Below are 19938 nucleotides of genomic sequence, written 5' to 3'. Positions count from 1 at the left end.
GGTCCTCAGGCGTCCTCGGTCTCCCGCAGTGCCGTGATGACGCTGTTCAGGTGGGCGCGGGCGGCTGCCTCTGCGGCGGCCGGGTTGCGGTGCGCGATCGCGTCGATCATCGCGAGGTGCTCGCAGAGGGAGACCTGGGGCCGGCCGGCGCGCAGCGCGAGCCGGAACTGGTGCCGCACGAGCTGGCCGTTGAGCTGGTCGAGCAGCCGGGAGGCCACCGGCTGCTCCGCGTACTCGCGTACCAGGCGGTGGAGCTCCCGGTTGAGCGTCGAGTACTTCATCGGGTCGCCGGAGCCGACCGCGCGCTGCATCTGGCCGCCGAGATCGGTCAGGACGGCGATCTGCTCGTCACTCACCCGCTCCGCAGCCTTGGCGGCACACAGCCCCTCGAGAACCATCCGACACTCGGTGATCGCCACGGCCTCGTCCACGGAGACGATCCGGACCCGGGCACCGCGGTTCGGGATCCGTTCGACCAGCCCCTCGGCGGCCAGGTTGATCAGCGCCGCGCGCAGGCTGGCCCGGCTGACGTTGAACGACTCGGCGAGTTCCGCCTCCACCAGCCGCTGTCCGGGAGCGAGATCGCCGTTGATCAGGGCGGTGCGCAGCGCGTCGGCCGCCATCTTCGTGGCGGCGGCGCCCTCACGCGGGGTCGATCCCATCCGGACCTCCTCAGTCGCGGTCGACTTTAATGCCAGGAGGGACCTTCGGGAGAAATCGTCGACAATTTTCTTGACAGTTATTGCGACAGTGTTGCGGTGTCGCTACGGTCACATCACCCGAGCGACGGAGTGTGGGGTTCCGCCCCCGTCGCCTGGGCCGTGAGCAGCACTGGTCGAAGCCGATCAGCCGACCCGAGGAGCCCTGCCGTGAGCATCGACGCGCCGACCAGACGGGCGGGGACAATGCCCGCCCGCCGGCAGTCGGGGTTACCCGACTGGTCGCTGGGCCTGTTCGGCCTCGTCGCCTTCGCCGGCGTCCTGGAACTGCTGCCGCGGACCGGCGTCATCTCGGAGCGGTACTTCCCGCCATTCAGCGCGATGGTCGGCGCTCTCGTCGAAGCGATGGGCACCGACACGTTCTGGAGCGCGACGGGGGAGACCCTCCAGGCCTGGGGTATCGGCCTGGCCATCGCGCTGGTGGCCGGCGTCGGACTGGGACTGCTGATCGGTAGCGTCCCGATCCTGCAGCGGCTCACCGCCTCTACGGTCGAGTTCCTCCGGCCGGTGCCCTCGGTGGCTCTCATCCCGCTCGCCGTACTGGTCTTCGGGATCACCAACATCCGCTCGACCCTGCTGCTGATCGTGTACGCCGCCTTCTGGCAGGTGCTCATCCAGGCCATCTACGGCGTCCAGGACGTCGACCCGGTGGCCCGCGAGACCGCCCGCTCGTACCAGCTCGGACGATGGGCCCGACTGCGCCACCTGGTGTGGCCGACTGCTCTGCCGTACGTGATGACCGGCGTCCGGCTCGGTGCGGCGGTGGCGCTCATCCTCGCCGTGACGGCCGGGATCGTCGGAATCGGACAGGGGCTGGGCTGGCTGATCGTCCGGGCCCAATCCGGCAACGACGTCCCCACCATCTACGGGATCGTGCTCTTCACCGGTCTCCTCGGCGTGGTTGTCAATCTGCTCGCGCGGGCACTGGAGCGGCGCGCGCTGGCCTGGCACTCCTCCGTGCGCGCGGACCTCGGGGGCTGACCATGAACGGAATTCTCCGCGGCGGCCGTGGCCTGTTCTTCGCGCTGGCCCTGCCGGTCGTCCTCGTGGTGGCCTGGTGGTTCGGTTCCGCGAACAGCACCAACTTCTTCTTCCCGTCGCTGTCGAGCATCCTGGAGACCTTCGGGCGTACCTGGTTCGCGGAGCGGATGCGGGCCGACGTCCTGCCCAGCGTCACCCGGTTGCTGATCGGTTACGCGGGTGCGGTGGTCCTGGGCGTCGCCCTGGGCGTCGTGCTGGGGGCGAACCGCACGCTGCGGCGGATCACCGAGCCGGTGCTGGAGTTCTTCCGGGCGATCCCGCCGCCGGTACTCATCCCGGTCCTGTTCCTGTTCGCCGGCATCGGGAACACGGCCAAGGTCATCGTGATCGTCTTGGGTGCGCTCTGGCCGATCCTGCTCAACACCGTCGAGGGCGTTCGAGCCGTCGACGAGGTCCTGTCCGACACCTCGCGGTGCTACCGCGTCACGGGCTGGGCGCGGCTGCGGCACCTGGTGCTCCCCGCCGCGAGCCCGCAGATCGTGGCCGGAATGCGCCAGGCGCTGTCGATCTCGATCATCCTCATGGTGATCAGCGAGATGTTCGCCAGCTCCAACGGGCTGGGCTTCACGATCATCCAGTTCCAGCGCAGCTTTGCCATCCCCGAGATGTGGAGCGGCATCATCCTGCTCGGCCTGCTCGGGTTCGTCCTGTCCCTGCTGTTCCAGCTCTTCGAGCGGCGCAGTCTGCGCTGGTACCAGGGTCTGCGCCGATCGCAACGAGGAGAGTAGGAATGAGCGGCGACACGTTCGCGACCCCGCAGACCCAGGACCGTGACGTCCTGCTCGACGTACGGGGCGTCCAGAAGATCTACACCGGCCACGGCCGCACCGTCGAAGCCATCCGCGACCTCACCTTCTCGGTGGGGCGCGGCGAGCTCGTGTGCATCGTCGGCCCGTCCGGGGCCGGCAAGACGACGCTGCTCAAGTGCATCGCCGGCCTGCTCGAGCCGACCGCGGGCACGGTCACGCTCGACGGGCAGCGGGTCACCCGGCCCCCGCAGTCGATGGCGGTGGTCTTCCAGGAGTACGGGCGAAGCCTCTACCCGTGGAAGACGGTCCAGCAGAACGTCGAGCTGCCGCTGAAGCAGAAGAAGCTGCCCAAGGCGAGACGGCAGGAGCTGGTGAACGAGGCCCTGGCGGCCGTCGGCCTGGGCGAGGTGCACGACGCGTACCCGTGGCAGCTCTCCGGCGGTATGCAGCAGCGGGTGGCCATCGCGCGTGCCGTGGCGTACCAGCCGCAGGTGCTGCTCATGGACGAGCCGTTCGCGGCGGTGGACGCGCAGACCCGGGCGGACCTCGAGGACCTCATCCGGTCGCTGTGGCACAAGCTGGGCGTCACGATCCTGTTCGTCACCCACGACATCGAGGAGTCGGTCTACCTCGGCCAGCGGGTCCTCGTGCTGTCCTCCTCGCCCACGGTCGTGATGGAGGACCTCCCGATCGACCTGCCCGACGAGCGCAGCCAGCTCGAGACGCGCTCCGGGCGCCGGTTCGCGGAGCTTCGTCACCACGTGTACGAGCAGATCCAGCTCGCCAAGCACCGCAAGGGCTCCGAGCCCGGTCCCGACGCGACGCCGGACGTCGTCGCGCACGGCAACGCCGTGTAGGGGAGACCGCCCACGGCACGGCAGTGCTTTTCCGATCTCACCCCCATCACCGACCCCATCAAAGGAGCTCACATGCGTCGACTTCTCGCGCCGGTCGTGGCGCTGTCCCTGTTAGCCCTCGCCGCCTGCGGGTCCGGCGGGAAGACCTCCGGCTCGACCGAGCCCGGCGGCACCACCAAGCTGAAGGTGGGTGTCATCCCGATCGTCGACGTGGCGCCGATCTACCTCGGCAAGGAGAAGGGCTTCTTCGCCCAGCACAAGATCGACCTGGAGCTCGTGCAGCAGTCCGGCGGTGCGGCCGCCATCCCCGGTGTCATCGCCGGCGACTTCCAGCTCGCCTTCGGCAACGTGACCTCGGTGCTGCTCGCGGGCTCGCAGAACCTGCCGCTGCGCATCGTCGCGAATGGCGTCTCCTCCACCGGTGACCCGAAGACCGACTTCGCCGGTGTGGTGGTGCCCGCGGACAGCCCCCTCCAGTCACCCAAGGACCTGGCCGGCAAGACCGTGGCCATCAACAACCTCAAGAACATCAACGACGTCACGACCCGGGCGATCGTGGAGAAGGCAGGCGGGGACCCGGCCAGCGTGAAGTTCGTCGAGCTGGGCTTCCCGGACATGCCCGCCGCGGTGGCCAACCACAAGGTGGACGCGGCCGCGATGGTCGAGCCCTTCCTCTCGGCGTCGATCAGCCAGGGGGCCCGCGTGATCGGCGCCCAGTACGCCGACGCCACCGCCAACCTGACCGTCGCGAGCTACTTCGCGACCCAGCAGTACGTCTCGCAGAACAAGGCCGTGATCGACAACTTCCGGGCGGCCCTCCAGCAGTCGATGCAGTACGCGCAGGAGCACCCCGACGAGGTCCGGCGCATCGTCACGACCTACACCACGATCAAGGCCGACGTGGCGCAGAAGATCAAGCTGCCCGCCTGGCCGCAGGAGACCAACGTCGACTCGTTGAAGACGGTGGCCGAGCTCATGCGCAAGTACGGCCACACGCAGAGCACCGTCGACGTCAACAAACTGATCGCCACCGGCTGACGTAGCCGACCCCGATGACCGGCTCCGCCCCTTCGGCCTACCGTGCCGGCGTTCCCGGAAGGGAGCGTCGCTAGGCTGCCGAGGGCATCGGGTAGCGCCTTGGCGCGCCCGAGGGGCCGGTCGTCGGGGTGCGTCGCCGCGCTCCATCCGGCCTGGTCGCAGGCCTGTCCTCGGGAGCGCGGCGAGGCTGCGGTGCGCTGGGTAGGCGCGGCGGGGACCAACGGCGACCGGCACGACGAAATACGCCAGGAGGGTACGCTTGATCATCGACTGTCACGGTCACTACACGACCGCACCGGAGGCGCACACCTCCTGGCGGGAGGCCCAGAAGGCAGCCTTCGGCGCCGGCGAGGAGCCGCCGCTCTACCCCACGATCTCCGACGACGAGATCCGCGAGACGATCGAGGGCAGCCAGCTCCGGCTGATGACCGAGCGCGGTATCGATCTGACGGTCTTCTCGCCCCGTGCCTCGGCGATGGGCCACCACGTCGGCGACGAGGCCGTCAGTACCCGCTGGACGCAGGCCAACAACGACCTCATCGCCCGGGTGGTCGAGCTGTACCCGGACAGCTTCATCGGCGTCTGCCAGCTGCCGCAGTCGCCCGGGGTTCCCATCGCGAACTCCGTCGCCGAGCTGCGGCGCTCCGTCGAGGAGCTCGGGTTTGTGGGCTGCAATCTCAACCCGGACCCCAGTGGCGGCAACTGGACCTCGGCACCGCTGACCGATCGCAGCTGGTACCCGTTCTACGAGGCGATGGTGGAGCTCGACGTGCCCGCCATGGTGCACGTGTCGGCGGTGACCAACCCGAACTTCCACGCCACCGGCTCGCACTACCTCAACGCTGACACCACCGCGTTCATGCAGTTCGTGCAGGCGGACCTGTTCAAGGACTTCCCCGACCTGAAGTTCGTCATCCCGCACGGCGGCGGAGCGGTGCCCTACCACTGGGGCCGGTTCCGGGGGCTCGCCGACATGCTCAAGCGGCCCGCGGTGGAGGAGGCGGTCATGCGCAACGTCTTCTTCGACACGTGCGTGTACCACCAGCCCGGCATCGACCTGCTCTTCGAGGTCATCGATATCGACAACATCCTGTTCGGCTCCGAGATGGTCGGCGCCGTGCGGGGTATCGACCCGCGGACCGGTCACTACTTCGACGACACCCGGCGGTACGTGGACGCGCTGGACCTGGCGCCGGCCGATCGCGAGAAGGTCTACGAGGGCAACGTCCGCCGGGTCTACCCGCGACTGGACGCGGCGCTGAAGTCCAGGAACAAGTAAGTCTCCCCGGACCGAGTCGTCGGTCGGGCGCCACACAGCGTGGCGCCCGACCGACACCGTTGCGGCTGACCAGTTCAACGGCGCCCGGGATTTGCCGACGACTTGTAGGCTCTGCGACGATGATCGACAAGCCGCGGGTGTACCGGAGCCGGGTCCTGATCGTCGCGGGCTGCCTGCTGGCCGCCGTCCCCCTGGGCATATGGGTGTTGTGGCTGGTCTACACCGGCGGCTCGGCCGGGTCGCTGATCTGCCCCCTGGTCGTGTCATGGATTCCTTTCCTGGCCTGGTTCGGGCTGATCCGGCCGAGGTTGATCGCCGGGCCGACCGGGGTCACCGTGGTGCAACCGCTGCGGACGACGACCGTGCCCTGGACGGAGATTCGCGGGTTCGACTCGTTGGAGGTGCTCTACGTGCACCGGTGCGACGGCCTACCGTCGGTTCGGGTGCCGGCGTTGGCCACGTCCAACGTTTCTCGCGTGGCGGGCAAGCTGGGCCACGCCGACCGGGTGGCGCGGGACCTCAACGTGATGCTGGCGCAGTACCGGGGTGGCCGGGCACCCCGGACGACGGCAGAGTCGGCGGCCGGGCGCAAGGGACTGCGCCTCACCCCGTGGCACTCCGCCTATCCGGCCGCGGGGATCCTGGCGCTCGGTGGCTCCCGGTTGGATCAGCCCTGGCTGGGGGTGGTGGGCCTGGTCTTGGCAGTGGTGGCGACGGTCGCGCTGCGCGGACGCAACGGCCGGAGGTGACCGGCGGGAACGCCTCGGCTGCTGCCCGGACAGCGAACGATCCGCGCTACGCGGGCCCGGTACCGCGTTTCGGCGCGTACCGGGGCACGTACTCCTGGCCGCTCAGCTTCTGGATCTCCGCCATCAACTCGTCGGTGACCGCCCGGATGTCGGCGGGACCGTCGATGCGACCTGCCACCTCCAGCGGCCGGCCGAACCGGAACGTCACGTCGTTCAGGCGCGGCAGGCGGGCATCGATCGGCTGGACCTTGTCGGTACCGGTCACGCCGACGGGAACGATCGGCACTTCGGCCTGCCGGGCGAGCCGGACCACCCCGGTACGGCCCCGGTAGAGCCGCCCGTCGGGTGAGCGGGTGCCCTCCGGGTAGACGGCGACGACTCCACCCGCCCGCAGTACGGGGACGGCGGCGTCGAAGGCGGCCAGCGCGGCCCGACCGCCGCCGCGCTCCACCGGGATCGCGCCCACGCCACTGACCAGGGTGCGGGTCAGCCACCCGCCGCTGAAGTACTCGGCCTTCGCCCAGAACGCGATGTGCCTGGGTAGGACCGCGGCGAGGAACAGCTCGTCGGCGACCGACAGGTGGTTACCGGCGAGGATCACGCCGCCGCGCCGGGGCACGTGCTCCAGCCCCTCCACCACCGGACGCCAGAACAGTCGCAGAAGGTTGCCGACTGTCAGTTTGGCCAGGGCGTACAACGGCGGCACGGAGCCTCCTCGTTGGAGTGGCGAGCTCACCGGGGTCGCGGTCCGAGATGGGCGTCCAGCGCCGCTCGCAGCAGCGGTTCCACGTCGTCGGATCCGGTCGCGAGGGGAAGGCTTCCCCAGTTCCACAACTGCACGATGCCGTGCAGGTTCGCCCACAGCGCGCCGGCGATCACCGGCACGGGGACGGTCGAACCGGGGCGCGCTCGATCGACGATTTCGACCAGCAGCCGGAACAGCGGCAGACTGGTCTCCCGTAGGCCGAACTGGTTGCTTTCCAGCAGGTCGTGGCGGAACATCAGCTCGAACATCCCGCGGTTGGTCCGCCCGAACTCGACGTACTGCCGCCCCAGGGTCGTCAGCTGAGCAAAAGGGTGCCCGGGGCTCTCGCCCAGCGCCGCGGTGACCCTGGCCGTCAGGTCGGCGAAGCCCTCGCGGGCGATCGCCGACAGCAGGGCCAGATGGGTGGGGAAGTAGCGACGCGGAGCCCCGTGGGACACCCCGGCACGCCGGGCGATCTCACGAAGCGACAGTGCCGACAGCCCCTCCGTTGTCACCAGGTCCACCCCGACCCGTACCAACCGGGCGCGCAGCCCCGCGTCCTGCTCGGTCATAGACAGTGTCTACCACGCCGCGTAGACACTGTCTACCGACGACGGCTACGCCGGCGGAAGCGCCGCTGCTGGAACCTCTACCACCGGCTCGCGCCGGTCCACTGAGGCAGGACTACGTGAAGGCGTTGTGGCTGTTCAGGGAGGACGTGCGCTGCCGCGTGCTTTGCTCTGCTCCCGGACGGGCAAAACGGGTAGCGGGGCGACAGGTGCTGCCTATCCGGGAGCAGAGCAAAGCGTCGCGCAGCATCCACCTGCGCCATGCGGAACGGAGCGGCGATGAGAGTTCGGTTCCGGCCCTGGCGAGGGGCTAGTCGACGATCCAGGCCACGAACAGGATCGTGACGGTGACGGTGGTGGACACGACGTACTCCCTCAACCGGCGTCAGGATGCGGGAGTGAGCCGCCGTCCACGCCGGGGACCGAGGTAGCTCTGGTGGTCGACCACGAGATGACCGTCCTGCATCACCCAGGAGATGCCCGTGGGCGTGCGTACCGGGTCGCGGTAGTCGCACTCATGGTCGATCGTGGCCGGGTCGAAGGCCACCAGATCGGCGACGTAGCCGGACCTGACCAGGCCGCGTCCGGGGATGCGGAAGACCCGCGCGGGCAGCGAGGTGACCCGCCGGACCGCCTCCCCGAGCGGGAGCACCTCCTCCTTGCGTACGTACTCGGCGAAGACCCGGGGGAACGTGCCGAACACCCGCGGGTGGGGTTTGCCGCCGGACCCGGGCGGCAGGCCGTCCGAGCCGACCATCGTGTCGGTGTCCGCGAAGGCGGTCCGGACGTCGCGCTCGTCCATGGAGAAGAGCACCATGCTGGCGCGTAGCTCCTCCTCGCGCAGGACCCGTACGAACGCGTCCAGCGGTGGTTCGTCGAGGGTACGGGCGATCTCCGCGATGGTGCGGCCCTCGTACCGGTGGCTGGCCGTCGTGGACACCAGGATGCCGTCCCAACCGGCGGCGTCCAGGTGGCTGTCCCAGCCGGGCAGGCCCGACTCCAGAACGGCGGCCAACCGGCGGCGCTGCTCCGCCGACTCGAGCCGGGCGAGTACCGCCGCGTCGCCGTCGGCCAGGAACGGCGGCGGCAGCAGCGCGGTGAGCATGGTCGAGCCCGCGGTGTACGGGTAGATGTCCTTGGTGATCGACAAGCCGGCGTCCGCGGCCGCGGCGATCCGCGACAGGGCGTCGGGCATCCTGCCCCACTGCGCCCGGCCGTTGGACTTGAGATGCGAGATGTGTACCCGACACCCGCCCTCGGTACCGATCTCCACCGCCTCGGCGATCGAGGACAGCAGCGACGCGCCCTCGCCGCGCATGTGCGTGGTGTACAGGCCGTCGGGTCCAAGACGCCGGGCCAGCGCGACCAGCTCGGCGGTCTCGCTGAACACCGCGGGCGGGTACACCAGCCCGCTCGACATGCCGAACGCGCCGCCCTCCAGCGCGCGCTCCAACTCGCGGCCCATGAGTTCCAGCTCACCGGCGTCCGGGGTCCGGTCGGCCATCCCCGACACCGCGATCCGCAGCGTGCCGTGCCCGACCAGCGGCGCGCAGTTGGTGACGTACCCGCGAGCGTCGGCCACCCCGGTGAACTCCGCCCAGTCCGACCAGGTGAACTCCATCGCCGGGAAGATCCGCTGGGTGAACGAGGCGAACTCGGCAGCCGAGTCGACCCTGGTCGGGGCGAGCGAGAAGCCGCAGTTCCCGACGACCTCGGTGGTGACCCCCTGGAGGATCTTGGTGGTGTCGTCGGAGTCGAGCAGTGGCGCGTTGTCTGCGTGGGAGTGCACGTCGATGAAGCCGGGCGCCACCACCAGACCGGTAGCGTCCACGGTCGGGAACTGCCCGGCGGGGATCACGCCGGGCGGCTCGACGGCGGCGATCCGGCCACCGCGGACCAGGACATCGGCGGGCGCGGGCGTGGCGCCGGTGCCGTCGGCGACGGTACCGCCCCGGATCAGCAGCGGCGCCGATCCGATCTCGGCCACGACCCGGCGCATGGTCGAACCATGACCCATATTTGGCATGGTATGGGTCGTCGATTGTCGCGATCAACAATGCGGGGTGCCGATCCTTGGCGTACCCGACGAAGCGCACGCGTGCCGCGCCGGGCATGCTGCGGGCATGGTTCCGGACGTACAGGTGCGGGGCGTGACCGACCGCGTCGAGCTGGAGGACGTGTCCGCCCTGTTCCGGCGGGTATGGGGGGCGGCGCACCCGGTGGTGCCGTTCTCCCTGCTGCGCGCGCTCAGCCACGCCGGTGGCATGGTGCTCGGCGCGTACCACGACGGACGACTGGTCGGAGCGGCGGTCGGATTCCTCGGCGGCGATCCGGCCCGACCGTACGTGCACTCCCACATCGTCGGGGTGGACGCCGGATGGCAGGGCCGGGGCGTCGGCACCGGCCTCAAGCTCGAGCAGCGACGGTGGTGCCTCGACCGCGGGATCGACCGCATCACCTGGACGTTCGACCCGCTGATCCGGCGCAACGCCGTGTTCAACCTCGCCCGGCTCGGCGCGGCCGGCGTCGATTACCTGCCGGACTTCTACGGACCCATGGACGACCGGTACAACGCGGGGATGCTCACCGACCGCGTGCTCGTCGAGTGGGACCTGACGGCGGCGCCGTCGCCGGCCGGGCAGCGACCCCACCGGTGCCTGCTGGACGCCGACGAGCGGCGCTGGCCCCGGCTCGACCCGGCGCACCACGCACCGCCGGACGGGACCGACGTCTGGGTACGCGTACCCGCCGACGTCCACCAGGAACGCGGGTTGGCACGGGAGTGGCGGGACGCGCTGCGTTCCGTGATGGAGCCGGCGCTGGCCGCCGGGTACCGCTGGACGGGCGTCACCGACGCAGGCTGGTACGTCCTCACGAAGGAGCCCTCTTGACTCCGATGAAGATCGAAGCAGTGGAGCTGCTGCGGGTCCGGATGCCTCTGGTCTCGCCGTTCCGGACGTCGTTCGGCACCCAGACCCACCGGGACGTGCTGCTCGTACGGGCACACACCGCGGGCGCCGAGGGGTGGGCGGAGTGCGTGGCGCTGAGCGACCCGCTGTACTCCAGCGAGTACGCCTCGGCGGCCCACCGGGTCATCGCCGACCATCTGGTACCGCGGCTGTTCGCCGCCGGAGACGTCACCGCCGCCTTGGTGGCACCGGCGCTCGAACCCGTACGCGGGCACCGGATGGCCAAGGCGGCGGTCGAGACCGCGGTGCTGGACGCCCAGCTCAAGGCGGCCGGGGTGGCGCTGCGCGACCACCTCGGCGCCACCCAGGCGCGGGTCGTCTCCGGCGTGTCGGTGGGCATCCACGACTCGATACCGCAGCTGCTGGAAGGCGTGGCGGGCTACCTCGAGGCGGGGTACGCGCGGATCAAGCTCAAGATCGAACCTGGCTGGGACGTCGCCCCGGTCGCCGCGGTCCGCGAGCGCTTCGGCGACGACATCCTGCTCCAGGTCGACGCGAACTCCGCCTACACCCGCGCGGACGCCCGGCACCTGCGCAAGCTCGACCGGTACGACCTGCTGCTGATCGAGCAGCCGCTGGACGAGGAGGACGTGGCCGGCCACGCGGAGCTGGCCCGGCTGCTGGACACGCCGATCTGCCTGGACGAGTCGATCGTGTCCGCGCGCGCCGCGTACGAGGCGATCCGGACCGGCGCGTGCTCGATCGTCAACATCAAGCCGGGACGGGTCGGTGGCTACCTGGAGGCCCGCCGGGTGCACGACGTCTGCGCGGCGGCCGGCGTACCGGTCTGGGCCGGCGGGATGCTGGAGACGGGGATCGGCAGGGCGGCGAACCTGGCGCTGGCCGCGCTGCCCAACTTCACCCTGCCGTCGGACATCTCCGCTTCGGACCGCTACTACGCGCAGGACCTCACCGAGCCCTTCCGGTTGAGTGACGGTGCGATCGACGTGCCGACCGGCCCGGGCATCGGCGTGGCCCCGATCCCGGAGATACTGCAGGACCTGTTGGTGGACAAGGAGTTGGTACGACCTTGACATCCTCCACCGCCCTGAAGGGCGGGGATTCCCACGGTCGCCCGCAGGGGTTCCTGCTTCACCGGGCCGCGCCGTCCCCGCCGTGGCGGTTGGGGTCTTACCGGCCCTCCACAGGCGTTTCACCTCTCGACCAGCCCGGCCGCGAGGATGTTCTTCGCCGCGTTGACGTCACGGTCATGGTGGGCGCCGCAGCCGCAGGTCCACTCCCGCACGTGAAGGGGCATCGTCTCGGCCACCTGTCCGCAGGTCGAGCACAGTTTCGACGACGGCAACCACCGGTCGACCACGACCAACCGCCGCCCGTACCAGGCCGCCTTGTACTCCAGCATGGTGCGCAGTTGCGACCAGGCGGCATCCGAGATGGCGCGGGCCAGCCGGTGGTTGGCCAGCAGGTTGCGCACGGCGAGGTCTTCGATCACGACCGTTTGGTTGTCACGGACGAGACGAGTCGACACCTTGTGCAGCAGGTCGCGGCGCCGATCGGTGATCCGGGCGTGGATGCGCGCCACCCGGATCCGGGCCTTGGCCCGGTTGTTGCTGTCCTTGTGCTTGCGGCACAGCGCGCGTTGGGCCTTGGCGAGCTTGCGCCGGTCGGCCCGTTCATGCCGGGGATTGGCGATCTTCTCCCCGCTCGACAGAGTGACCAGGCTGGTGATGCCGGCATCCACCCCGACGGCGGCCTCGGCCGGGGGCAGCGTTTCGACCGTGGTCTCGACCAGGAGACTGACGTGCCAGCGGCCCGCCGCGTCCCGCGACACCGTCACCGTCGACGGCACGGTCCCTTCGGGCAGCGGCCGCGACCACACGATGGCCAGCGGCTCGGTCATCTTGGCGAGTGTGAGCTGCCCGTCGCGCCAGCGAAACGCCGAACGGGTGTACTCCGCCGCCGCCCGCGACCGCTTGCGCGACTTGAACCGTGGATAGCCGGCCCGCTTGGCGAAAAACGCCGCGAACCCGGCCTGCAGGTGCCGCAACGCCTGCTGCAACGGCACGCACGACACCTCACCCAGGAACGCCAGGTCCGCGTCGCGTTTCCACTGCGTCAGCAGCGCCGAGGTCTCCCCGTAGGTGATGATGCGCCGCTCGGTGTTCCAGGCGCTGGTGCGGGCGTGGAGGGCCTTGTTGTAGACCAGCCGCACGCAGCCGAATGTGCGGGTCAGCTGCTCGGCCTGCTCGCAGGTCGGATAGAAGCGGTACCGGAAAGCTCGCTTCACCACCCCGGTCATGCCGCATACCCTGCCATCCAGGTACGACAACTTCGTGAAGGGAGGGAGCGGCGTTTCTTCCTCCGTCTGAACGCGGAGGTCTCCACGCCGCGACTTCGATGACGAGCCCGCAACAGCCGCAACCCTGGCAGTGGGACGAACCGACGTGGCGCGGTCACGTCGAGCGCATCAGGGCGGGCCGCTCGCTGCGGCCGTCCTCCTGGCCGGGCGGCGCCCGGGTCGCGGTCGCGCTGTCGTTCGACTCCGACCACGAGACGCCGACGCTCCGCGACGGCGAGGTGCTGCCGGGAAAGCTCTCGCAGGGCGAGTACGGCGCCCGGGTCGGCGTGCCGCGGATCCTGCGCCTGCTCGACCGGTACGCCGCGCCCAGCACCTTCTTCGTGCCCGCGGTCTCCGCCCTGCTGCACGAGGGCGAAGTCAAGTCCTACGTGGACAACGGCCACGAGGTCGCGCTGCACGGCTGGATCCACGAGCGCAACACGCTGCTGGACGAGCAGAGCGAACGGGACCTCACCGTGCGGGCCGCCGACACACTGGAACAACTGGCCGGGGTGCGGCCGGTCGGCATCCGGACGCCGTCCTGGGACTTCTCGCTGAGCACGCTCAGGATCATCCGCGAGCTGGGGCTGCGCTACGACTCCTCGTTGATGGCCGACGACGAGCCGTACGAGCTACTGGCCGACGGCGAACCGACCGGCGTGGTCGAGCTTCCGGTCGAGTGGATCCGTGACGACGCTCCGTACTTCATGATGGATCGGCACACCGCGCTGCGGCCGTACACCCCGCCGCGCGGCGTGCTGTCCATCTGGCGTGACGAGTTCGACCTGGCCCGCGCCGAGGGCGGGCTGTTCCAGCTCACCATGCACCCGCACGTCATCGGTCACCGCTCCCGGATCGCCGTGCTGACCGAACTGCTCGACCACATCGCGGCATCTTCCGATGTCTGGTTCGCCACCCATGCGCAGATCGTCGACCACGTGCTCGCCGACGGCGGGATCTCATGACGCCGACCCGCGCGCTGCTCGACTGGGTCGCCGCCCACCGTGGCGAGATGCTGGCGGACCTCGCCCGGTACGTCGAGATCGAGACGCCGAGCAACGACAAGGACTGCCTGACCGACGGCCTGTCCTGGTTGGCCTCGTGGGTGCCGGAGCGGCTGGGCGAGCCGGCCGCCGTCGAGCAGTTCGACGGCGGCGAACACGGCGACATCAGGGTGTACGACTACCCGGGCGCCGGTGGCCTGCCGGTCCTGATGCTGTGCCACTACGACACCGTGTGGGACAAGGGGACCCTGCGCGACTGGCCGTTCGACGTGGACGGCGACCGCGCCACCGGCCCGGGCATCTTCGACATGAAGAGCGGGCTCGTGCACGCCGTGTGGGCGCTGCGCGCGCTGTCCGCCGCCGGGCTGCCCCGCCCGCCGGTACGGCTGCTGCTCAACGGCGACGAGGAGATCGGCAGCCCGGCGTCACGACCGGTGATCGAGGCGGCCGCCGCGGACACCCGGGCCGCCCTGGTCTTCGAGGCCAGCGCCGACGGCGCGATCAAAACCGCACGCAAGGGGGTCGGCATCTACCGGGTCACCGCGCACGGGATCGAGGCGCACGCCGGCCTGGACCCGATGAAGGGGGCCAGTGCGGTCGACGAGCTTGCGCGCGCCGTGCTCGCCCTGCACGCGCTCACCGACCTCGACGCGGGGACCACGGTGAACGTGGGCGTGATCCACGGCGGTACCCGTACCAATGTGACCGCCGGCTCGGCGTACGGCGACATCGACGTCAGGGTGAGCAGCGCGGCCGAAGCGGCGCGGGTGGACGCGGCGCTCGCGGCGCTGCGCGCCCACGACCCGCGGGCCACGGTGACCGTGGATGGCGGGTGGAACCGGCCCGTCATGGAGCGCACGGAGCTGACCGGACGGCTCTTCCTGCTGGCGAAGAAGTTGGCCGCGGGTATCGGGGTGACGCTCGACGAGTGCTCCGTCGGCGGCGCGAGCGACGGCAACTTCGTCGCGGCCCTCGGGGTCCCGGTGCTCGACGGGTTCGGTGCGGTAGGCGACGGCGCGCACGCCAGGCACGAGCACATCAGCGTGCAGGGCATGGTCGAACGTACCGCGCTGGCCGCCGCCGTCCTCCACGCGCTCGCCCCGTGAGACCCCTCGGATTCGTCTAGCAGCGGTGCCTGACCGTCAGCTCATGCGCCGGCCGGGGCGAGGACGATGTCGAACCGGACCCGGGACCATTCGCGGTCCGCGAGGTCGCGCCCGTCGGGGGTCGGCGTGCCGGCGGGTTGCCGCTGGAACTCCTTCACCAGGGAGTCCTTCACGCCGAACACCGTGTCCTTGTCCAGCAGGTCGTCGCCGCGCACGAAGATGTGGGTCACGAGTGTCCGTTGGTCCGGGGCGCTGACCATGAAGTGCAGGTGCGCGGCGCGCATGGGGGAGCGGCCCACCGCGGCCAGCATCCGGCCCACCGGCCCGTCGTGGGGGATCGGGTACGGGGTCGGGGTGATGCCCCAGAACGAGTACCGGCCCTGGGCGTCGGTGAACAGGTGGGCCCGGGCGGCGGTGCGGTCGTCGTCGTACTGGACGTCGTAGCGGCCGTCGTCGTCGGCCTCCCACACCTCGATGCGGGCGCCGGGCAGCGGGTTGCCCCGGCTGTCGGTGACCGTGCCCTCGACCCAGCAGGGCTCGCCGGAGGCGCCGAAGGCGATGTCGCCGCCGATCTCGATCTCGGGGCTGTTCTCGATGAAGAACGGGCCGAAGACCGTCGCCTCGGTGGCGTCGCCGTACGCCTCGTTGTTGATCGCGATCGTCTGCATCGAGGCGCCGAGCACGTCGGAGAGCAGGATGAACTCCTGGCGCCTGGCGTCGGTGATGTGACCGGTCGCGGTGAGGAACTCGATGCCCTTGGCCCACTCCTCCTCGGTGAGGCGGACCTCGCGGACGAAGGCGTGCAGGTGACGGACCAGTGCCTGCATCACCTGCTTGAGCCGGGGGTCGGTGCAGTCGTCGAACGAGCGGAGGACCCGGTCGACGAGGTCGCTCTCGCGTGCCTGCTGCTCAACGGAGACGGTGTCGGTCATCGCGGGTCGGCTCCTTCCCAGGCCGCTCGCAACAGCCCGGCGATGTCATCGGGGGTGACGGTGCGCGGGTTGTTGGCCGGTACGGCGGCCAGGACCGCCTCGGTGGCGGCGGCGATGCCGTCCCCGGGCATACCGTAGGTCCGCAGGGCCGTGGGCGCGTCGAGCCGTTCGCGCAGCCGGTTCAGGCCCTCGACCGCGGTCGGTGCGTCGAAAGCGGCCGCTATCCGTCGCTCGGCCTCGGGCGCGGCCGGGGCGTTGAACGCGAGGACGTGGGGCAGCACGACCGCGTGGGTCTGCGCGTGGGGCAGGTCGAACATCCCGCCGAGCACGTGGCAGATCTTGTGGTGCAGGCCCGAGCCGGCCGACGCGAACGCCACCGCGGACAGGTAGGCCCCGTACAGCGCGTGCTCCCGGCCTTCGAGTCCGGTCGGGTCGTCGGCGACGAGCGGCAGCCCGATGCGGAGGGCGCGGATGCCCTCGCCCGCGACGGCGCGGTCGATCGGGTCGGTTCGCGGGGCCCACATCGAGTCGACGCAGTGGGCCAGCGCGTTCAGCCCGGAGGCCACGCTCAGCGCAGGCGGCAGGCTGAGCGTCAGCGCGGCGTCGTACACGATCGCGCGGGGCAGTACCCGGTCGTCGGTGCCGGTCGTCTTCCGGCCGTCGGCGGTCAGCCCCCACACGTTGGTGGCCTCGGAGCCGGCGTACGTCGTCGGTACCGCCACGATCGGCAGCCCGGTGGTCAGCGCGACCGCCTTGGCCAGCCCGGTCGTCGAGCCTCCGCCGACGCTGACCAGGGCGTCGATGCCGTGGGTGGCGGCTTCCGTCCGGGCCCGCTCGGCCACCGCGACGGGCACGTGCATGGCGACCTCGTGGTGCCAGTGTGCGACAGGCAGGTTGCCCGCAATGGTACGGGCAAGCTCCCGCTCCGCCTCGCCGGCGATCACCATCACGCGGGAGGCACCGAGCGTGCTGATCTCGGCGGCCAGGTTCTCGGCGGCGGCTCCGGACGCGAACCGTACCCGCTGAGGCAGCGTGTCGTGGTCGAAGCGCACCGGCCTCACGCCCGTCCCAGGATCGTGGTCAGCGCCGCGCGCAGGGCGTCCGCCGGGTTCTCCGGCAGCGACCTGGCGCGCCAGGCGATGTGCTTGTCGGGGCGTACCAGCAGGGCACCGCTCTCGTCGACCTCGCGCAGCTTGGCCCAGTCGTAGTACAGGTCGGTGACCTCGCGGCCGGGGCCGATCACGACGGTCTCGAGCGGGATGCCGAGCTCGTGGCGGACCTTGTCGGCGGCGCCGGCCCAGGCCTCGCCGGTGATCCCGGTGATGAGCGTCCACTGTGTATAAGGCGCGAGATCCATCATCGCCAGCTTCCGCATGTGGTCGCCGACCCAGGCGTGCGGTAGGTGCGAGCCCGGAACGGTCGACATCTCATGGTAGAGATCCGGGTCCCTGGTCGGCGCCGGCAGCGTGGAGCCGTCGGAGACGATCGCGGACGAGGTGTAGAACTGGCCGAGCTCGACCCCGTGGGCGTTGAACTCGTAGTTCTTCAGCTCCATCGCCCGGACCAGCGCGGCGCGCTTGGCGGCGCCCTCGGGGGTGTTGGCCTTGCGCTCCTCGATCGCCGCGGTCATCTCCGCCTCGGTCTTCGCGTCGAGCACACCCAGGGCGGCGAAGATCTCCACGAACTCACGGCCGGACTGGTTGGCCCGCAACACGATCCGCTTCGCCACCGGCGCCCGCTCGGCCGAGTACGTGTCCAGCAGGGAGGGGTCGGCGTGGCCGTGGAGGACGGCGGCGAGCTTCCAGGCCAGGTTGTACGAGTCCTGAATGGACGTGTTCGAGCCCAGCCCGTTGCTCGGCGGGTGCCGGTGGACGGCGTCACCGGCGCAGAAGACGCGGCCGGACTGCAGGTGCGTCGCGTACATCTCGTTGTTGCCCCACAGGCTGGTGCCGGTGATCTCGACGTCGAGGTCGGGCATCCCGAGCAGGTTGCGCACGATCTGGATCGCGGCCGCCTCGTCGACGACCGGGGGTTCTTCGTTGATGTCGTAGCCCCACACGATGAGCCACTCGTTCCACGGCCGCACCATGCGGACCAGGCCGGCGCCGATGCCGCCGACGTTGGAGCCGGGCTGGATGACCCAGTACAGCACCGAGGGCCGGTGGCCCACGTACCGGCTGATGTCGGCCTTGAAGGTGATGTTCATCGAGCCGGCGATGTCCATCCGGCCTTCGAACGGCAGCCCGAGGTCGGCCGCGACCTGGGAGCGGGCGCCGTCGGCGCCGATGAGGTACCTGGCCCGGATGGTGTACTCGGCGCCGGTGAGCCGGTCGCGTACCCGCACGTCGACGCCCTCGGCGTCCTGCGTGTGGGACAGGTACTCGGTGGAGAACCGGGTCTGGGTGCCGCGCATGGTGGCGTTGCGGACCAGGATCGGCTCGAGGTAGGTCTGCGGGATGTCGACGGTCAGGCACGGCGAGGCGAGCTGGTAGTCGGCCTCGCGGTCCGGTCGCGTCCCCCAGGTACGGATGCGCCCGATCTCCTCGCCCGCGATGCTGGTGCAGAAGACGGTGTCGCCGACGAACGAGTGCCCGGTCGCGTCCGCGAGGACCTGGTCCTCGATACCCATGTCGCGGAAGATCTCCATCGCCCGCTGGTTGGTGATGTGCGCGCGCGGGGTGTTCGCGGTCCAGCGGTACTTGGTGATCATGATGTTGTCGACGCCGAGCGTCGAGAGGAAGAGCGCGGCGGCGGCGCCCGCCGGTCCGGATCCGACCACCACGACGTCCGTGGTCACGCTCGAGCTCTCGGCCATGTGCACTGTCACCTTTCGCCGGCCGGCCTCCTGGGGTCGGAGACAGTGTCGACCGGCGCCGCCCGAAAAGGGGATGGCTCGTGATCAATCGTGGCGGGAATCAGATGGTGTGGCGGATCCGTGAATGCGGGCGAGCCGCCGTACGTCGGTGGCGCGCAGGCCGTAGTGGTCGGAGAACGCGTGCGAGAAGTACGCCGCCGAACCGAAGCCGCAGCGGGCCGCGACCTCGCCGACGGTGAGCTCTCCGTCTTCAGACAGCAGCGCGTGGGCGCGCTCCAGCCGGCGGGTCAGGAGGTACCGCGGGACGCTGGACCCACGGGACGAGAACACGCGCGACAGGTGCCGTTGGCTGATGCCGATGCCCTTGGCGACCTGCGCAGCGGTGAGATTCTGGTCGGTCAGCCGGTCCTCGATGTAGGCCTTCGCCGTGGCCAGGTGGACCGCCGCGAGGTCCGTGGGCCGGCCGGTGGCGAGGCCGCCGAGCAGTCCGAGCAGGGTGTCCTCGTCGACGGGGTGTGAGCCCTCGGGCCGGACGGCCCGACCGACCAGTTGGGCGAGCGTCCTGGCGTGCACGTCGCCCTGTGCGAAGTCGAGCACGAGCGGCTGCCGCACTGACTCCAGGCCCGTGACGTCGGTGAAGACCTGCCGTGGCACCTTGACGGCGAGCTCCTCCAGGCCCTGCGAGAAGCCGCGCATGAATGGCCGGTCGGCGTCACAGATGATCAGCTGGCCCGGGTGCGCGGTGCGGACACCGTCGTGGTGGTAGAAGAACGCCTCGCCCAGCAGGGTGAGGTAGCAGGCGATCGCCTCCGACGGCGTCTTGCGGATGGTCGTCGCGGTGCGCTCCACGACGTGGGGGTTGCTGGTGACCCTGGCGAGGTGGAGCCGTGGCAGTTGGAGGTTGAGCTCGGTCGCCTCGAGCGTGACGTCGTCGAGGGGCCGGCACCGCAGGCCGATCAGCGCCTGCGCGTTGTGCTCCTCCCACCTCGCGACGCGCTGCTCCCGGGGGAGTCCGATGGTGCTGAACCGCACGGGACCCGTCGCCATGATCCGCCAGGGTAGCCGCG

19 protein-coding genes are annotated in these 19938 nt (G+C 70.4%); 10 read left to right on the top strand and 9 right to left on the bottom strand.

Annotated features, from left to right (window positions below):
- Positions 1-5: 5 nt before the first annotated feature.
- Entirely contained in the window at positions 6-662 is a 657-nt protein-coding gene (locus Pme01_RS18245) for a GntR family transcriptional regulator (RefSeq protein ID WP_168116858.1), read from the bottom strand.
- Positions 663-869: 207 nt separating this feature from the next.
- On the opposite strand from Pme01_RS18245, the gene Pme01_RS18240 reads away from it, so the two are divergent.
- The 6 genes from Pme01_RS18240 (at position 870) to Pme01_RS18215 (ending at position 6432) form a co-directional block, all read left to right on the top strand.
- Positions 870-1700 carry an ABC transporter permease gene (locus Pme01_RS18240; RefSeq protein ID WP_239088306.1) on the top strand — a complete coding sequence of 277 codons (831 nt, stop codon included), beginning with the start codon at positions 870-872 and terminating at the stop codon, positions 1698-1700.
- 2 nt (positions 1701-1702) lie between these two features.
- Positions 1703-2488 carry an ABC transporter permease gene (locus Pme01_RS18235; protein ID WP_168116859.1) on the top strand — a complete coding sequence of 262 codons (786 nt, stop codon included), beginning with the start codon at positions 1703-1705 and terminating at the stop codon, positions 2486-2488.
- Between the two features lie 2 nt (positions 2489-2490).
- Complete coding sequence (locus Pme01_RS18230; RefSeq protein WP_168116860.1) at positions 2491-3366, top strand: ABC transporter ATP-binding protein; 876 nt, start codon at positions 2491-2493, stop codon at positions 3364-3366.
- Between the two features lie 72 nt (positions 3367-3438).
- Positions 3439-4404 carry an ABC transporter substrate-binding protein gene (locus Pme01_RS18225; protein ID WP_168116861.1) on the top strand — a complete coding sequence of 322 codons (966 nt, stop codon included), beginning with the start codon at positions 3439-3441 and terminating at the stop codon, positions 4402-4404.
- 259 nt (positions 4405-4663) lie between these two features.
- Positions 4664-5683 (top strand): amidohydrolase family protein, encoded by a 1020-nt coding sequence (locus Pme01_RS18220; RefSeq protein WP_168116862.1) that lies wholly within the window; start codon positions 4664-4666, stop codon positions 5681-5683.
- Positions 5684-5802: 119 nt separating this feature from the next.
- A complete protein-coding gene (locus Pme01_RS18215; protein WP_168116863.1) occupies positions 5803-6432 on the top strand; it encodes a PH domain-containing protein in 630 nt (209 codons plus the stop codon).
- 46 nt (positions 6433-6478) lie between these two features.
- Here the strand turns inward: Pme01_RS18215 and Pme01_RS18210 are convergent, their stop codons facing one another.
- From Pme01_RS18210 to Pme01_RS18200, 3 genes are all read right to left on the bottom strand, one after another.
- Positions 6479-7138, bottom strand: a complete 660-nt coding sequence (locus Pme01_RS18210; RefSeq protein ID WP_168116864.1) for a lysophospholipid acyltransferase family protein — start codon at positions 7136-7138, stop codon at positions 6479-6481.
- Positions 7139-7164: 26 nt separating this feature from the next.
- On the bottom strand, positions 7165-7749 hold the full coding sequence (locus Pme01_RS18205) for a TetR/AcrR family transcriptional regulator (protein WP_168116865.1): 585 nt from the start codon (positions 7747-7749) through the stop codon (positions 7165-7167).
- Between the two features lie 382 nt (positions 7750-8131).
- Positions 8132-9763 carry an N-acyl-D-amino-acid deacylase family protein gene (locus Pme01_RS18200; RefSeq protein WP_203935722.1) on the bottom strand — a complete coding sequence of 544 codons (1632 nt, stop codon included), beginning with the start codon at positions 9761-9763 and terminating at the stop codon, positions 8132-8134.
- Positions 9764-9869: 106 nt separating this feature from the next.
- Between Pme01_RS18200 and Pme01_RS18195 the strand changes: the two genes are divergently transcribed.
- Positions 9870-10637: a GNAT family N-acetyltransferase gene (locus Pme01_RS18195; RefSeq protein ID WP_168116866.1), complete on the top strand. Its 768-nt coding sequence runs from the start codon at positions 9870-9872 to the stop codon at positions 10635-10637.
- Between the two features lie 5 nt (positions 10638-10642).
- The gene (gene menC, locus Pme01_RS18190) at positions 10643-11749 is read left to right on the top strand and encodes an o-succinylbenzoate synthase (RefSeq protein WP_168116867.1); all 1107 of its coding nucleotides are present in this window, start codon (positions 10643-10645) and stop codon (positions 11747-11749) included.
- 119 nt (positions 11750-11868) lie between these two features.
- Here menC and Pme01_RS18185 read toward each other — a convergent pair whose 3' ends face one another.
- Entirely contained in the window at positions 11869-12975 is a 1107-nt protein-coding gene (locus Pme01_RS18185) for an RNA-guided endonuclease InsQ/TnpB family protein (protein WP_168116868.1), read from the bottom strand.
- Between the two features lie 98 nt (positions 12976-13073).
- Between Pme01_RS18185 and Pme01_RS18180 the strand changes: the two genes are divergently transcribed.
- Positions 13074-13979, top strand: a complete 906-nt coding sequence (locus Pme01_RS18180; RefSeq protein ID WP_168116869.1) for a polysaccharide deacetylase family protein — start codon at positions 13074-13076, stop codon at positions 13977-13979.
- Positions 13976-15124 (top strand): M20 family metallopeptidase, encoded by a 1149-nt coding sequence (locus Pme01_RS18175; RefSeq protein WP_168116870.1) that lies wholly within the window; start codon positions 13976-13978, stop codon positions 15122-15124. Before Pme01_RS18180 ends, Pme01_RS18175 begins: the two co-directional genes overlap by 4 nt.
- A gap of 41 nt (positions 15125-15165) precedes the next feature.
- Here Pme01_RS18175 and Pme01_RS18170 read toward each other — a convergent pair whose 3' ends face one another.
- From Pme01_RS18170 to Pme01_RS18155, 4 genes are all read right to left on the bottom strand, one after another.
- Positions 15166-16056, bottom strand: a complete 891-nt coding sequence (locus Pme01_RS18170) for a hydroxyquinol 1,2-dioxygenase (protein ID WP_168116871.1) — start codon at positions 16054-16056, stop codon at positions 15166-15168.
- Complete coding sequence (locus Pme01_RS18165; RefSeq protein ID WP_239088305.1) at positions 16053-17117, bottom strand: maleylacetate reductase; 1065 nt, start codon at positions 17115-17117, stop codon at positions 16053-16055. Before Pme01_RS18165 ends, Pme01_RS18170 begins: the two co-directional genes overlap by 4 nt.
- Complete coding sequence (locus tag Pme01_RS18160) at positions 17114-18871, bottom strand: FAD-dependent oxidoreductase (RefSeq protein WP_168116872.1); 1758 nt, start codon at positions 18869-18871, stop codon at positions 17114-17116. Before Pme01_RS18160 ends, Pme01_RS18165 begins: the two co-directional genes overlap by 4 nt.
- A gap of 84 nt (positions 18872-18955) precedes the next feature.
- A complete protein-coding gene (locus Pme01_RS18155) occupies positions 18956-19918 on the bottom strand; it encodes an AraC family transcriptional regulator (protein ID WP_168116873.1) in 963 nt (320 codons plus the stop codon).
- Positions 19919-19938: the final 20 nt, after the last annotated feature.

Origin of the sequence: Planosporangium mesophilum, from assembly GCF_016863255.1 — a bacterium.
Lineage (GTDB): Bacteria > Actinomycetota > Actinomycetes > Mycobacteriales > Micromonosporaceae > Planosporangium > Planosporangium mesophilum.
The sequence above is the reverse complement of the archived record's forward strand: the minus strand, read 5'-3'. Positions and strand labels throughout refer to the sequence as shown.